Below are 14089 nucleotides of genomic sequence, written 5' to 3' on the forward strand. Positions count from 1 at the left end.
CGTCGTGAGAGTACGACGGCGGCCGCTGGCTTTCACACGGGCGGCCAGTCCGCGGCGCCCGGTCCGTCAAACAATGCGCTGGTGCTGCTTTGGGGCACCACGACGTGAACGGCGTTGCGCTGGATAGTGAAGTCTGCCGGCGTGGTGGTGGCGATTTCGCCGTCAAGGTTCACGGAAAGCGGCGGCTCGGTGACCAGCCGGACGTGTCGGCTGGTCACGTGGTGCACCCGGTCGTGTTTGATGAAGCTTCCGTCCTTGAGCAACCGTGCGATACTCACGTGTTCCCGGAGCGGGCCGGCCAGGATGGCGTAGATGTCAAGGATGTGGTCATCGATCCCGGCGGTGGGGGAGACCGTGTTGCCGCCGCCGTAGTGCCGGCCGTTGCCGACGGCCACCTGAAGCAGGTCCTCGAACTCCATCGGCTCGTGGTCCCCTTCCGGGAACTCGAGGCGGGCCCGGAACGGCTGGTGCCTGGCATAGGCCCGAAGCGTCGCGATGCTGTAGGCCAATGGCCCGATCATCCGCTTCAGGCGGGGGCTGAGGGCTTCGGTGACCGCCACCGACAGGCCCACGGACGCGACGTTGAGGAACGGCTCGCCGTTGGCCCGGCCGAGGTCGATGTCCACCACCTTCCCCTCGGCGACGGTGGCGCACGCCTCGGCGAGATTGTTCGGGATCTCCAACGTACGGGCGAAGTCGTTGGCGGTGCCCAGCGGAAGAACGCCGAGCATCACGTTGGTGCCGGCAACCCGGCCCGCGGCGTAGGACACAGTCCCGTCGCCGCCGCCGACAACCACAAGGTCGTGCCCGTCTGCAAGCACCCGGTCAAGCGTCCCGGCCAGGTCTGCCCCGGACAGCACGTGGTGCACGGCGGAGATCGGCACGCCTGCCTTTCGCATGGTGTCCACCGCAAGTTCGGGTGCCGCCCCTCGGCGTGATCCGGCGTTAATCACAACGGCGGCTGAGCGGACGTCCCTGGCAGCTTTCATGAAGGCCATGGTAGGCCGCGGACCTGTGAATTCCTTAGGCCGAGTGGGTGGGATCTTGGGAGGCCCGGCTTCGCTCCTTGCATTCCGTGCAGCTGCGCCGAAGGGTTCAGCGCTGCAGGCCGGCCCTGATCTGGATGAGGGTGAGGTCCAGCAGCGGCGCGGGAACGTTGAGCTCCCGGGCCCTGCGTGCGAGATCGCCGAGGATGTGCTCCGCCTCCGAAGGGAGCCCTGCGCTGAGGTCCCGGTACAGGGAGGAAGTGAAGGCCGATCCCGGCTCGGTGAGGATTCCGACCGCCTGTCCATGAGCGGCGTCGGAAACGGGGTGCCCTGCCGCGTCGGCCACCGCTTCGGTTTCGCTGATGGCCTCCAGGATACTGGACTGCCCGCCGGCCTCGATGATCCGTCCCACTGGCGCCCGGAACAGGCAATTGACGATCCCCGCGGCGGCGATGAATGCCCATTTATCCCACAGTGCGCCCACTATGTCGTCAACCACCGAGAAATCGACGCCGGGCACGTCCAGAGCCTCAGAAACATCCGCGGGGACAGGGTTTCCGTTCAGCCCACCTACCGTGAGCGAAGTGAGGGGCACCTGCTGGCGGACCACATCGCCGTCGAGAGTGGCGACGATCCGGGCCAGGCCGCCCAGCACCTGTCCCGGGTACTGCTGCTCAAGCCGGTCCACATGGGCCATGCCGTTGAGGATGGGAATGATGCTGGTTTCCGGCACCACGAAAGCGCCCAGTTCGCCGAGGACGCCGTCGAATGCGGTGGCTTTGACCGTGACGAGGATCAGATCGAAGGCCTCCGACCCGTCCGGTGCGGTAATGGTCTGGACCGGGTGCGTCCGGTCAGCGGTGGGGGAGATGAAGCGCAACCCGTCGCGGCGAAGGACCTCCTGCTTGCGCGGCCGCACAAGATATGTGACATCCCGTCCCGCTTCCTGCAGGAGCGTGCCGAACGCCCCGCCGGTGGCTCCGGCTCCGACAACGAGTATCCGCATGGGTGCATACCTTTCCGGGGTGGTGCTCAAGGATGTTGACCGGGCCCTGGAGACCGGGACAGCTGATGAGCCTTTGGATCCGATGTTCCAAGGCTAGGGGGTTTAAGCAGGACCTCCCACCCGCGGCGCACCTGTATCCTGAGAAGGCAGGTTGAATGGCTCCAGCGGCCATCAACCACGCTCGGTTCGCGGCCGGATGACGGTCCGGAAACCTGGGCCGTCGCCTTCCCCGTCGTGGATCACCGCCGCAATCGTCAGTTGCCGATCGGCTCCCATGACGCTTGGAATGGATCTCTATCAGTACCGATACACCAGCTCCCGTGGGAATCCCGACGCCGGGCCTCAAGCCCTCGCGCACAGCTGCGGTGGATGATCCCGCCGTCGTGACCTGGGCCGAGGCTGGTGTCAGCATGACCGCGCGATGGCGGTCGGCGAACGGCAGACCGGCGCCGACCCGCGTAGAAGTAGTCGACGACTCCCTCACGGCCGATGATGCGAACCGGATGGCGTCCCAGGGGATCGCGATGCTCTGGCACGGTGACTTCCACAACGCACGGCAGATCCTCAACGCCTTGGACCGGCGGATAGGCACCGGAAAGAAAGAGACCACAGCAACGTCGGCCGAAAAATTCTATAGGCATCGCCAATCCGCCTCGCACCGTGCGCGCATCCTTGGCCTGCTGCTGGTTCCCCTTGATCCGGGCCCGGTGGTGCCGCTGCGCCGCGCACCGGACATCCGGGAGGCCGCCGCCGAGGCGTACGGGGACATCGGCGAACCCTCCGTGGTGTCGCTGCAGGAGCTGGTGGGGGCCATCGGCGCCCACGAGTGGCGGCGGACGGGCGTCTACGTCGATGCCCTGCAGGACCGCATCCACCCGCACTACGGCACGTTCTTCCCCACCCGGAGTGAGTATGTGGACCTCGTGGCCGCAGCACCGCTGCCCTCTGACACGCTGGCGTTCGACGTCGGAACCGGCACCGGGGTGCTCGCTGCCGTCCTCGCGCGCCGGGGCGTCCACCGCGTGGTGGCAACAGACAATGAACCGCGTGCCATCGCCTGCGCCGCCGAGAATTTCCGGAACCTCGGTATTGACGACCGTGCCGAGGCCGTCCTGACCGACATGTTCCCGCCCGGGGTGGCACCCCTCATTGTCTGCAACCCGCCCTGGATTCCGGCCACGCCGCATTCCAGCCTGGACAACGCCGTCTACGACCCCGGGAGCAGGATGCTGTTCCGCTTCCTGAACGGGGTCACCGACCATCTGCAGCCCGGCGGGGAGGCCTGGCTTGTCCTCTCCGACCTGGCCGAACACCTTGGCCTGCGGACGCGTGACGATCTGCTGGCCGCCATCGCGGCGGCCGGGCTCAAGGTGGTGGACCGACTCGACACCAAGCCAACGCATCCGAAGGCATCGGACCGCGACGATCCTCTGTTCGAGGCACGCGCGGCCGAGGTCACCTCGCTGTGGCGGCTTGTTCGTCGGTAGTTTCCCGCGGGACCCAACGGGTACATCGTGGTAACCAGCCTCACTGGGCGCCGCTGATGATCCCTTCCTCGATGGCATGTGTTGCAGCCTGTGTCCGAGAGGTCACTCCGAGCTTGTCGAAAATATTGCTCACGTGGCGCTGGATGGTCCGCTCGCTGAGGAACAGCTCCGCACCAATTGCCCGGTTGGTCAGGCCCTGCACGATTAACCGGAGCACTTCCACCTCGCGGGGTGAGAGTCCGTGCTGGCCCGGCGTGTCGGGATGCCGGAGCATGCCTTCGACCATCAGCAGGTCGTGACGGGCGCCGAGGCGCGTGAAGGCCTGGCGTGCCGATTCGAGTTCAAGGTCCGCCGCTTCGTCGTCCCCTACTCCCCGGTACGCGGTGGCCAGAAGTACGGAGCACCGTGCCGTTTCATAGGGGACGTCGAGGTCTCGCCACAGACCGGCGGCCTGTCGGAGCCAGGGAAGTGCCTGATGCAAGTCATCCTTTGCAAGGGCCACTTCGCCAAGTGCCCGTGCGTGGGTGGCGCGCACGCTGTCGGACGCGAAATGCTCGGCGAGGCTGCCCAACTCGGCTGCAGCGGCCTCGGCTTCACCTGCAGCCTGTGCCGCCAACAGCACGGTCACTGCCGCAGGCAGCAGTTCCACGCGGGCAGCCGGCCCCACGGACTCGCCGAGCGCACGCCGGATCCCCGCTGCCGCCGCTGGCACGTCTCCCAGGGAGAGCCTGAGCAGGGCGAGCCCTGGCTGCGTGGGGCCTCCGGTGAACGCTGCCGTCCGGTAGGCTGCCACGGCCTCGGCGAAGTCGCCTAAGAGGCGATGCGATTCACCGAGCTCGTAGCGCGCATGCCCCATGAAGCGAGTTCCTGCGCCCTCGGCCAAGCTACGGCATGCCTCTTCCAGTTGGGCAAGGGCAGCCGCCCACTCGCCTGCGAGCCGGAGGTGGACCGCATAGTAAGTCAGGCAGTGACCGTAGAAGGGCCCACCGAACGGAGGTACTTTCTTGAGCCACGATCCGAGGGCCGCGCTCCATTCCCGGATCCGCGCGACGTCGTGCACCTCCATTTCGCAGGTGCCGATCGCCGCGCAGTAGAGCAGGCTTGTGACCCGTGGCGTTGTCTGGCCCGCCACCACGCGGAGCATCGAATTGTCGAGCCAGTCCAGCCCGTCCGCGAGGCGGCCGGACAGGACGAGGGCGCGGCCGGTGAGGAGCGTCGAGAAGGCGAGCTGATCGTCGTCGTGCGTCCTTGCGGCCCCGTCACGGGCGCGCGCGAGGAGCGTGACGGCGTCGTCATAGGCGCCAGCGCCCATCCGGTAGTACGCCGTGGTGATGAGCAGCCAGCCGGGCTCTTCGCCGGCGTCGTCCGGGCCGAGTTCCCGGGCCCGTGCCAGCCAGCCGTTGGCCTGCGCGTCCTCGCCGTTGAGGCGGTAAGCCTGCCACAGCCAGAAAGCGGAGGCGACGGCGGGACCCACCTGGCCGTTCGCGGCCCGCTCCTCGAAGGCACGCACCAGCGCGGCAATCGCATCGTCGCGGAACCCCACGATTTGTGCGCACTCGGCGAAGCACTCGACATCCTCCACCCCGAGGCCGGCCGGCCCGCCGGCGGCGCGGAACTCGTCGCAGGCCTGCCGCCACGCGTACGCCGCGTGGAATGCCCGTGCCTGCGCGAGGTGATTTCCGTCGTCGGCCACTTCAACCTCCTGAGCACTACTATGCATCGTTGGACTGGGCATAACTACCCAATGCCGGATGTCGAAGGTGGCGCGGTTTGCCGATGCCTGCCTGGCACCGCCGGCGGGATCCTGAGAGTGATCCGCAGGGTGCGGATTAGCTAGTTCAGGAGGCCATCATGTACGAGCCGTTTGTCTACTTGGGCACCTACACCGTCCGCGAGGGGCATCTCGATGAAGCCCTCACGTCCTGCCGCGAGGTGGCCAGCCTCGTGGAGAGCCGTGAGCCAAAGATGCTCGTGTTCCAGTTCTTCGCCGATGACCAGGGCCGGCAGATCACAGTCCTTCAGGTCCACGCCGACGCCGAATCCATGGCCAACCACATGGGTGTGGTCAGCGAACACCTGGCACGGTCCGGATCGTGGATCGAATCGTTCAGCAACACGACGGTCCTGGGTCAGCCTCCGGCGGTCCTCTCGCAGTGGTATCAGGAGGCGGGCGAAGAGCTGACAGAGTTCCCGCGGCACATTGCAGGGGTAATCCGGGTCGGGTCGCCTGTTGGGTGAGCGGTCCAGCGGGGGCTTACGACGGCGGCGGGCTGGGTAGGTCTTGAAGGTTGCTACCCCGCCACCGCCGCCTTCGCCCCCTGCTTGGCCTGCATCCATTCGCTCATCCACGGGGCCCGGACGCTCGAGGTGATGCGGCAGTCGGCCACGAACGTTCCCTTCGCGCCGGCGTCGATCCAGTCCGTGAGCGCGGAAAGGTCCGCCAGTGAGCGGATAATCGCCGACTCGGCACCGAGTGCGCGGGCGATCCCGCTGAAGTCCACCTCGGGGATCAGCATGGGATTTTCGGTCAGGCCCTGGGATCCGTACTGGTGGATCTCGGCCCCGTAGGCGGCATCGTTGTAGATCACCACGACGGCGCTGCTCGCCGCACCAATGAGCGATTCGAGGTCGGACAGGCCCATCAGGAAACCGCCGTCGCCGGAGGCCAGCACCAGGGTGCGGCCGTCCTCCACGGCGCGGGCCGCCCCGACGGCGCTCGCGAGGCCCAGGCCGATGGACTGGAAGGCCGTCCCCACCATCACCAGATCCTGCGGCCGGGGGATGTTCCAGTACATGGGTGCCCAGCCGATGAAGTGCCCGCCGTCCTGGACTACGGTGCGGCGCTCCGGCAGCACGGCATCCAGCGCGGTGGCGAGGGCGCGCGGGTCCAGCCTGCCGTCCGGGGTCTCGTCGGAGCCTGCTGCGTGGCCCGGCCCTTCGGCCAGACGCCTGCGGGCTTCCGCGCGCCAGGCTTCTCCGCTACCGGCGTCCGGCAAGGCCGGGCCATCGAGCATCCTCAGGATGCGTCCCGCAGCAGCCTTCACGTCCGCGCTGACGAACGTATCCACCCGGGGGTGCGTCGGCTGCAGGGCGGTGTCGATCTGGATGACAGTGCTGTCCGGGCTAAGCAGGTGCCCGAACCGCATGGTGAACTGGCTCAGGCTTGCCCCGGCCACCAAGACCACGTCGGCCTCGCCCATGAGCCCGGCCGCGGTGTCCGTGCCGAAGCCGCCCGCGACGCCGAGGTATCCCTCGCCCTGGAGGAGGTTGAGGGCCAGGGCGGTTCCGGCAGTCAGCGCACCCAGACGGTCCGCGAGCTCCCGGAGCTCCGGGCCGGCTCCGGCGAGATGCGCACCCCGGCCGGCGAGGATCAGCGGCCGCTTGGCCCCGGCGAGCAGGTGCGCTACCTGCCCAATGCCGCCGTCGACGTCGTCCGTCACCTGAGGTGCCAACGGCTCCGGAAGTTCCTCATCCGCAGCCTCGAGTGCCGCGAGGTCGTAGGGAATGGCAATCACGACGGCGGTGCGCTTGGTGAGTGCGTACTCCACTGCCTGCCGGGTGATGGAGCCCGCGGTTTCGCGGGTGACGGTGAAGGTTGCCGCGCCGAGGCCTGCTGCGATGGCCGCCTGGTCCACGTCCTGGGGCCGGGCGCCACTGGTGGGGGCGTCCCCGGTGACCAGCACCACGGGGATCTGCGCCTGGACCGCCTCGGCGAGGGCGGTGAGCGCGTTGGTGTAGCCGGGGCCGTAGGTAGTGGTGCCTGCTGCGAGGCGTCCCGAGGCCCGGAAGTAGGCGTCGGCCGCGGCGATGGCGGCGCCTTCGTGGCGGACGGGGGAGAAGCGGAGGCCCAGCTTTTCGGCGGCGTCCAGGAAATACACATTGCCGTTGCCCATGACGCCGAAGACGTCGCTGAGGTAGCTGCTGAGAACCTGTGCCACGCGGCCGGAGACGGTAAGTGAAGTCATGCAGGAATCTTGTGGGCTGGTTCACAGATCGGCAAGAGGCGTGAAGTTGATTGGGATAATTGGCAGTAGGGCGCGGGTAAGTGTGCAAATATGCCCAGCTGTGGTGTGCGTCACCCGCGCCTAGTTCGTAGGGCGAGATTCCTGCTCTGACAGCCGGCTCAGGAGGCCGTCGTAGCGGGGTGGCATGAGTTCCAGTACGGATATGGCTGTACTGGTCCGTTGGATTCCCTCGATTTCGAGGATCTGGTTGGTGATGCGGTAGAGATCGGCCGTACTGCGGGCCACCACCTTGGCCATAAGGTCCGCGTCCCCGGTGGTGGCGTGCACCTCGATGACCTCCGGAATCGCGGCGAGCCCGTCTTCCACCGCGCCTGTCCGCGTCTGGCTGATGGACAGTGAGAGGAAGGCCATCAGGTCATAGCCAAGCGCGGCGGGATCCAGCCTCCGGCTGAAGGATCGGAGGGCGCCGCTGCGCTCGAGCCGTGCCAGTCGGGCATGGACCGTGTTCCTCGCGACGCCGAGCGTCCGCGAGAGTGCCAGCGCGCTGGCTTCCGGATCCTTGTCGAGGGCGAGGATGATCCTGCCGTCGAGGGAATCCACGGTGCGGGGGTTCGGGATGGTCATATTTTCACCACAGACAGTAGAGGTTGAGCAGAAGTCCCAATGTGTTGAGGGTATCTTGCATTGTGCGCCGGGTCACATCCATGATCGGTCCTCATGACCCGTGATCAACTTTTGACCGCACCGGACACCGCGGTTCCCACGCTTCGCGGCGCGGTGGCCGGCCTCCCGCCCTACGTCCCGGGCCGGCGCGGCGCCGGCACGGACGTCGCAGCCCTCGCCAGCAATGAAAGCCACTACGAGCCACTTCCCGCTGCCGCCGCTGCGGTGGCCGCGGCGGCCGGTACGATGAACCGCTACCCGGACAGTGCCGCCGTCGAACTCCGCGAACGGCTTGCCAACCACCTTGGCGTCACGGCCGGGGAAGTGGCGGTGGGACCCGGCAGCGTAGGCGTCCTCCAGCAGATCATCACCGGACTGTGCGACGCCGGGGATGAGGTGATCTTCGCGTGGCGCTCCTTCGACGCCTACCCCATCTTGGTGGAACTGGCAGGCGCCCGGCCGGTCCGCATTCCGCTGGACGAGGCTGAGGGCCACGACCTCGATGCGATGGCCGCGGCCGTCACTGACCGCACCAAGGTGATCCTGCTTTGCACGCCCAACAATCCGACTGGCGTGCCGATCAGCCACGAACGCGTCTTGGCCTTCCTGGAATCCGTCCGCTCGGACATCCTCGTGGTGATCGACGAGGCCTACGTGGAATACGCCGAACCGGGCAGCGGCCCCGCTTCCCTTGCGCTCTACCGCAGGTACCCGAACGTCTGCATCCTGCGCACGTTTTCGAAGGCCTACGGGCTCGCCGGCCTGCGCGTGGGATACGCCGTGGCGGCGCCCGTCATCGCTGAGGGACTGCGCCGGACCGCCCTTCCCTTCTCCGTGAGCGCGCTGGCCCAGAAGGCGGCCATCGCTTCGCTGGACGCGGGGGAGGAGATGGAAGCGCGGGTATCCGCCGTCAAGCGGGAGCGCGCGCGGATGGCCGCCCAGCTGGCAGCCCAGGGCTGGAAACTGCAGCCGAGCCAGGGCAACTTCCTGTGGATCCGTGCGGATGACGAGCTCCGCGCGAGGCTGGTGGACGCGTTTGACGTCGCGGGAATCCTGGTCCGGGCGTACCAGGGAGACGGCGTGCGGATCACCGTTGCCGATCCTGCCTCCAATGACCGCGTGCTCAGGATCCTGCAAGCCCACGCAGCCTGACAACCGACTTTCCTGTTACCCCAACCCGTTCCACCTACAACCAGAGGACTCCCCATGGAACAACAGACAATGAAGTCTGGCCGCGCACTGGGCGCGGCACTGAAACCCCGCCAGCTCACCATGATGGGGCTCGGTAGCGCCATCGGCGCGGGCCTGTTCATCGGCTCAGGCGCCGGCATCCAGGCGGCCGGCCCGGCGGTGCTGATCTCCTACCTCGTGGCCGGCACCCTCATCATCCTGGTGATGTGGGCGCTCGGCGAGATGGCCGCAGCCAATCCGGACAGCGGTGCCTTCTCCGTCTACACGGCCAAGGCCTACGGGCCGGTGGCCGGTGCCACCGTGGGCTGGCTCTGGTGGCTGCAGCTGGTGGTGGTCATCGCGGCCGAAGCGCTCGGCGCGGCAGGCCTGCTGGCCACCATCTTCCCGGCCCTGCCGGTGTGGCTGATGGCCTTCGTGTTCATCGTGGTGCTCACCGCTGTGAACCTCACCAGCGTGAAGAACTTCGGCGAGTTCGAGTTCTGGTTCGCCCTGCTCAAGGTGGCAGCGATCGTCGGGTTCCTCCTGGTGGGCGCGGCCCTGCTCTTCGGCTGGCTGCCGGGCGTGCAGTCGCCGGGGCTGGCCAACTTCACCGGTGCAGGTTTCGCGCCCGACGGCTTCGCCGGGATTGCCACGGCACTGTTCGTGGTGGCGTTCGCGTTCGGCGGCACCGAGATTGTGTCCGTTGCTGCAGCTGAGACCGCAGAGCCGGCCCGCAGTGTTAAGAAGGCAGTCCGGACGGTGCTGTGGCGCATCCTGGTCTTCTACATCGGTGCTATCTTCATCATCGCCGCCGTCGTTCCCGTGGGTTCGGCCGGGCTGAAGAGCCCGTTCGCCGCCGTGCTGGAGGCTGCGGGCATGCCCGGCGCGGCCACCGCCATCACGCTGGTAGCCGTCGCCGCACTGCTGTCCGCCCTTAACGCCAACCTCTACGGTGCATCACGGATGGCATACTCCCTCGCCGAGCGGGGCGACGCGCCACGCCTGCTTGCATCGGTGTCCAAGGCCCGGGTCCCGGTTGTTGCAGTCCTGGCCAGCGTCGCTTTCGGCGTTGTCACGGTGGTGCTGGAGTTGGCTTTCCCCGAGATGGTCCTCGGCGTCCTGCTGAACATCGTGGGCTCCACGTGCCTGCTGGTGTGGACGTCCGCGCTCCTGGCCCAGCTGGCGCTGCGCCTCCGCGCCGACCGCGAGGGGACGGAACTTCCGCTGCGGATGCCCGGCTTCCCGTGGCTGACGTGCTTTGGCCTGCTCATCCTCGCGGCGATCTTCACGGTGGGCTTCATCGGCGAAGACTCCCGTCCCCAGCTCCTGAGCACGTTCGGACTCGTGGCGCTGCTGGCGGTGGCGAACTGGCTGAACCACCGAGGCCGGAAGGTTGCGGGACGCGTTGAGTCTTCCGATGGTGCCAAGCAACCAGTGCTCATCGACTGAATCAAGAGCCCTCAACCAATTCGTGGTTTGGGAGGCACGGAGGGCGCGCTGGCTTGGTCGGGGCGCGTCCTCCGTCATTATGCCGGGCTTTCGGCCGGACGCTGGCTGCGATTCTAGATGACAGCTGCCGGGCGGGAGCAAATGCGCCCCGACCTTGCCCATGGAGTCCTCGGCCCTGGCGCTTCTTCGCTGCAAGGAGGTGCACAACATTACGCTTTCGGCTTGTCAGCGGAGTCGGGCTTGAATAGAAAAAGCCGTCACTGGTACGGCAAGACCCCGCCCGTGAGAGCGGGGTCTTGACTTTACCTAGCAGTAGGAATTCAAGATACAAGCGTCGCATAGACAACATAGTTGTCGTCGAATTCACCTGTTTTCGCATCATATCCGTCGCAGGTGATTAGCCGAAGCTCAGCCCCCTCTGTGTTGCCGTACACCTTTTCCGTCGGGAACGCGGTCTTTGAATACTGTTCGCCGCGATCCGTTTTGAAAACGGCTATTGTGCCGTTTTGGCGTGTGATCCTGATGAGGTCGCCCTTTGCAAGACTTCGAAGGTCGGCGAACACTCCTAGTCCACCGTCAGTTGCGTTAACGTGCCCATAAATTACAGCGGGCCCACGCTCACCCGGTGTGGGTGAGCCGTTGAACCATGCTGCCGGAGCTCCTGGTTCGCCTGGAGGAACTTCCAAAGTCCCATCATTGCGGAGGCCAAGACTGATCAGCTTGGATCGCGTGACTGAGCTTGGGATGTCTATAGATACCGGGACGGAAGCCGCCATGACATCAGCAGGCGAGGCCAGTGCGGCCGCGGCGGATGACGGGGATGTTGACGTACTGCCCGTCGCAATTGTGGTGTCGAGGGCGCTAACGGTTTGCGTCGAAGCGTTAGATGCACAGCCCGTGAGAAGAAGCAAAGCGACCGTCGCAGATGCAATGCATCTGCGACGGCCACTGATTGAGCTAGTCATTCGAAGTAATCAGTCCGAAATGTGCTCTAGGCCTTGACCGCAGCACGGCGGCGCACGAGGACAGTCGTGGTGGCTGCAGCCGCCACGAGACCTCCAAGGGCAAGGAAGCTCATGGCATTGTTGGTCTCCTGCTCGACGCCAGTAGGAGCACCGCCGACGGGCTTCCTGGCAACCTGGGCACCGACCTGGCTCTGGGCGGGAGCCTGCACAGCCGTTCCGCCTTCTACGGCTCGCTCGCACCCAACACCATCACCATCGCTGTCCAAGTGCGTGCCGTAGCCGGGGTCCCCTACCGGGATGTTGAAGGCGCCGGCTGCAGCTGCTGCGGTGCAGTTTGCGTATGCGGCCCCGACAATGGCACTGGCTGGGCTAGCTGTCAGCGCTGAAAGGCCAGCCACTGCCGCTACTGCCAGAATTGAAGTGCTCTTTTTCACTAAAAATCCCCATATTCTTTGCGTTGATTTCAAAAAAGTCAATCGCACGACTGCAGAGGAAACAGAAACTACCGTGCCCCCTGGCCAGTTCGACCAGCTTTTATTGGCATTTGCCAAGCTACTTATATCAACCTTCAACCATTGAAGGTTAATGTGACTTGACGCACGGCCGAGGATGACGTTCGACACTGTGGGTGGGCACTGATATCCGAGTTCAACAGGTATGATCAGGAATTTTCTGGCGTGGTCAATCCCATAAACATCGTCCGATGCAGGATGTCCACGTGCTTCCGGGCAACCTCAACAGCATCCTGAACGTCGCCTGCACGGAGGGCTGCCACGAGGGCGATGTGGTCCTGGTTGGATTTGTGCAGCTTCTCGATGGGGTAGGGGATGAAGTAGTCATAGAGCTCGGCGAGCGTCTCGTGATAAACCTCGACAGCGGAGTCCAGGCATGATGCAGTGCCCACCAGTTGATGGAACTGCTCGTCCATCCGGTGGTAGTAGGACCAGTCGGTCGCCTCAGTCATTTCCCGGGTCAGTCGCTCCAGCTCATCCAACTGCTCGCCAGTGGCATTGACCGCCGCGTAGTGAGTGACCGCGCACTCGAACAGCAGCCGCCGGTCCACCAGCCGGTTCACGGCCTGCGACTCTGCCGGTGACGCGGACAGCTGCGCTAAGACGTCCGACGGCGGCGCATCCGCCACAAACGTTCCGCCGGCCCGGCCACGCCGGCGCACCACCACGCCCTGCTCTGCCAGGCTCGCCAGGGCGCGGCGCGCGGTGATCGGGCTGACCGACAAGCCCAAAGCCACGTCTTCCTGGTCCGGCAGGCGCTCACCGGGCTTCAGCAGCCCAAGCGAAATCGCCATCCCGATCCGCATCCGCACGGCGTCCATCGCGCTGCGGCGCTCCATTCCGGGCAACCTGCCGGCGCCGAGGCGCGGGGGGTCAACGGTGTCCTCCAGCTGACGGGTCATAACCGCTACTTTACGGCCCACACCAGCCCCCTTCCCTTTATTGGATCATTCTGATCTAATATAACCCGGATCACACCCCAACGCGGAGAAAAACCCATGCAACGCATCCTTCCCCTCATCGCCGCCCAGGCCCGGCCGCGGCTCATCGGCGAACCCGTCTCGGCCTTCGCGGACGAAGTCAAAGCAGCCCTCGAAGCCCAGCCGCACAGCAAGCTGGTGGTTTTCCCCGAGCTGCACCTGTTCGGCGATGAAGACCCGGACCTGCAGCGCACCGACATGCTCCAGGCCTCCGCCGAGCCGCTGGACGGCCCACGGGTCAAAGAGCTCAAACAGCTGGCGAAAGACCTCAACATCTGGCTGGTCCCCGGCAGTGTCTGCGAACGCGGCCCCGAAGGCCAGCTGTTCAACACCCAGCTGGTCCTGTCGCCGGAGGGGGAGCTCGCCGGCTACTACCGCAAGATCTTCCCCTGGCGCCCGTTCGAGCCCTACGATCCCGGCGATCGTTTCACCACCGTGGACCTGCCGGGCATCGGCAGAGTGGGCCTGAACATCTGCTACGACGCCTGGTACCCGGAGGTATCCCGCCAGCTCGCCTGGATGGGCGCCGAGGTGATCCTCAACGTCGTTAAGACCACCACCCCGGACCGCAAACAGGAACTGATCCTCGCGAAGGCCAACGCCATCGTGAACCAGGTTTTTGTGGTCAGCGTCAACTGCGCCGGACCCACCGGCAAAGGCCAAAGCATCATCGTGGACCCGGAGGGCAACACCCTCGCCGAGGCACCCGACGATAGCCCGCAGCTGCTCACCGCGGAACTGGACCTGGCCGCCGTCGAGCGCGTCCGCACGCACGGCACGGAGAACCTCAACCGTCCCTGGTCGCAGTTCCGCGAGGGGGAGCCCGCCGTCGAACTTTCCGTCTACCAAGGCCGCATCAACCCGGCCACCTGGACACCGCCGTCCTACAAGCCCTAAGGAAACACC

General features: G+C 66.1%; 13 protein-coding genes. 5 read left to right on the forward strand and 8 right to left on the reverse strand.

The features are described from left to right. Positions 1 to 32: 32 nt before the first annotated feature. Both ACFC25_RS10635 and ACFC25_RS10640 read right to left on the reverse strand, forming a co-directional pair. Positions 33 to 989, reverse strand: a complete 957-nt coding sequence (locus ACFC25_RS10635; protein ID WP_376045120.1) for a lipid kinase — start codon at positions 987 to 989, stop codon at positions 33 to 35. 106 nt (positions 990 to 1095) lie between these two features. Continuing rightward, positions 1096 to 1992, reverse strand: a complete 897-nt coding sequence (locus ACFC25_RS10640) for a ketopantoate reductase family protein (RefSeq protein WP_376045121.1) — start codon at positions 1990 to 1992, stop codon at positions 1096 to 1098. A 320-nt stretch (positions 1993 to 2312) separates the two neighbouring features. Here ACFC25_RS10640 and ACFC25_RS10645 point away from each other — a divergent pair, with 320 nt between their 5' ends. Continuing rightward, positions 2313 to 3479 carry a methyltransferase gene (locus ACFC25_RS10645; RefSeq protein ID WP_376045122.1) on the forward strand — a complete coding sequence of 389 codons (1167 nt, stop codon included), beginning with the start codon at positions 2313 to 2315 and terminating at the stop codon, positions 3477 to 3479. A gap of 40 nt (positions 3480 to 3519) precedes the next feature. Here the strand turns inward: ACFC25_RS10645 and ACFC25_RS10650 are convergent, their stop codons facing one another. Next, positions 3520 to 5172, reverse strand: coding sequence for a LuxR C-terminal-related transcriptional regulator (locus ACFC25_RS10650; RefSeq protein WP_376045123.1), 1653 nt, complete (start codon positions 5170 to 5172; stop codon positions 3520 to 3522). A gap of 158 nt (positions 5173 to 5330) precedes the next feature. Between ACFC25_RS10650 and ACFC25_RS10655 the strand changes: the two genes are divergently transcribed. Beyond that, positions 5331 to 5717 (forward strand): hypothetical protein, encoded by a 387-nt coding sequence (locus ACFC25_RS10655; RefSeq protein ID WP_376045124.1) that lies wholly within the window; start codon positions 5331 to 5333, stop codon positions 5715 to 5717. Between the two features lie 53 nt (positions 5718 to 5770). Here the strand turns inward: ACFC25_RS10655 and ACFC25_RS10660 are convergent, their stop codons facing one another. Continuing rightward, entirely contained in the window at positions 5771 to 7444 is a 1674-nt protein-coding gene (locus ACFC25_RS10660) for a thiamine pyrophosphate-binding protein (RefSeq protein WP_376045125.1), read from the reverse strand. Between the two features lie 120 nt (positions 7445 to 7564). Further along, a complete protein-coding gene (locus ACFC25_RS10665) occupies positions 7565 to 8068 on the reverse strand; it encodes an Lrp/AsnC family transcriptional regulator (RefSeq protein WP_376045126.1) in 504 nt (167 codons plus the stop codon). 93 nt (positions 8069 to 8161) lie between these two features. Here ACFC25_RS10665 and hisC point away from each other — a divergent pair, with 93 nt between their 5' ends. Both hisC and ACFC25_RS10675 read left to right on the forward strand, forming a co-directional pair. Further along, positions 8162 to 9259: a histidinol-phosphate transaminase gene (gene hisC, locus ACFC25_RS10670; protein ID WP_376045127.1), complete on the forward strand. Its 1098-nt coding sequence runs from the start codon at positions 8162 to 8164 to the stop codon at positions 9257 to 9259. 54 nt (positions 9260 to 9313) lie between these two features. Next, positions 9314 to 10726, forward strand: a complete 1413-nt coding sequence (locus ACFC25_RS10675; RefSeq protein WP_376045128.1) for an amino acid permease — start codon at positions 9314 to 9316, stop codon at positions 10724 to 10726. Positions 10727 to 11046: 320 nt separating this feature from the next. Here the strand turns inward: ACFC25_RS10675 and ACFC25_RS10680 are convergent, their stop codons facing one another. From ACFC25_RS10680 to ACFC25_RS10690, 3 genes are all read right to left on the reverse strand, one after another. Continuing rightward, positions 11047 to 11691 carry a class F sortase gene (locus ACFC25_RS10680; protein ID WP_376045129.1) on the reverse strand — a complete coding sequence of 215 codons (645 nt, stop codon included), beginning with the start codon at positions 11689 to 11691 and terminating at the stop codon, positions 11047 to 11049. Between the two features lie 26 nt (positions 11692 to 11717). After that, positions 11718 to 12125, reverse strand: a complete 408-nt coding sequence (locus ACFC25_RS10685) for an excalibur calcium-binding domain-containing protein (RefSeq protein ID WP_376045130.1) — start codon at positions 12123 to 12125, stop codon at positions 11718 to 11720. A 227-nt stretch (positions 12126 to 12352) separates the two neighbouring features. Then, positions 12353 to 13105, reverse strand: coding sequence for a FadR/GntR family transcriptional regulator (locus ACFC25_RS10690; protein ID WP_376045131.1), 753 nt, complete (start codon positions 13103 to 13105; stop codon positions 12353 to 12355). Positions 13106 to 13201: 96 nt separating this feature from the next. Between ACFC25_RS10690 and ACFC25_RS10695 the strand changes: the two genes are divergently transcribed. Further along, positions 13202 to 14080, forward strand: coding sequence for a carbon-nitrogen hydrolase family protein (locus ACFC25_RS10695; RefSeq protein ID WP_376045132.1), 879 nt, complete (start codon positions 13202 to 13204; stop codon positions 14078 to 14080). Positions 14081 to 14089: the final 9 nt, after the last annotated feature.

Origin of the sequence: Pseudarthrobacter sp. NPDC055928, assembly GCF_042270935.1 — a bacterium.
In the GTDB taxonomy this organism is placed as follows: Bacteria; Actinomycetota; Actinomycetes; order Actinomycetales; family Micrococcaceae; genus Arthrobacter.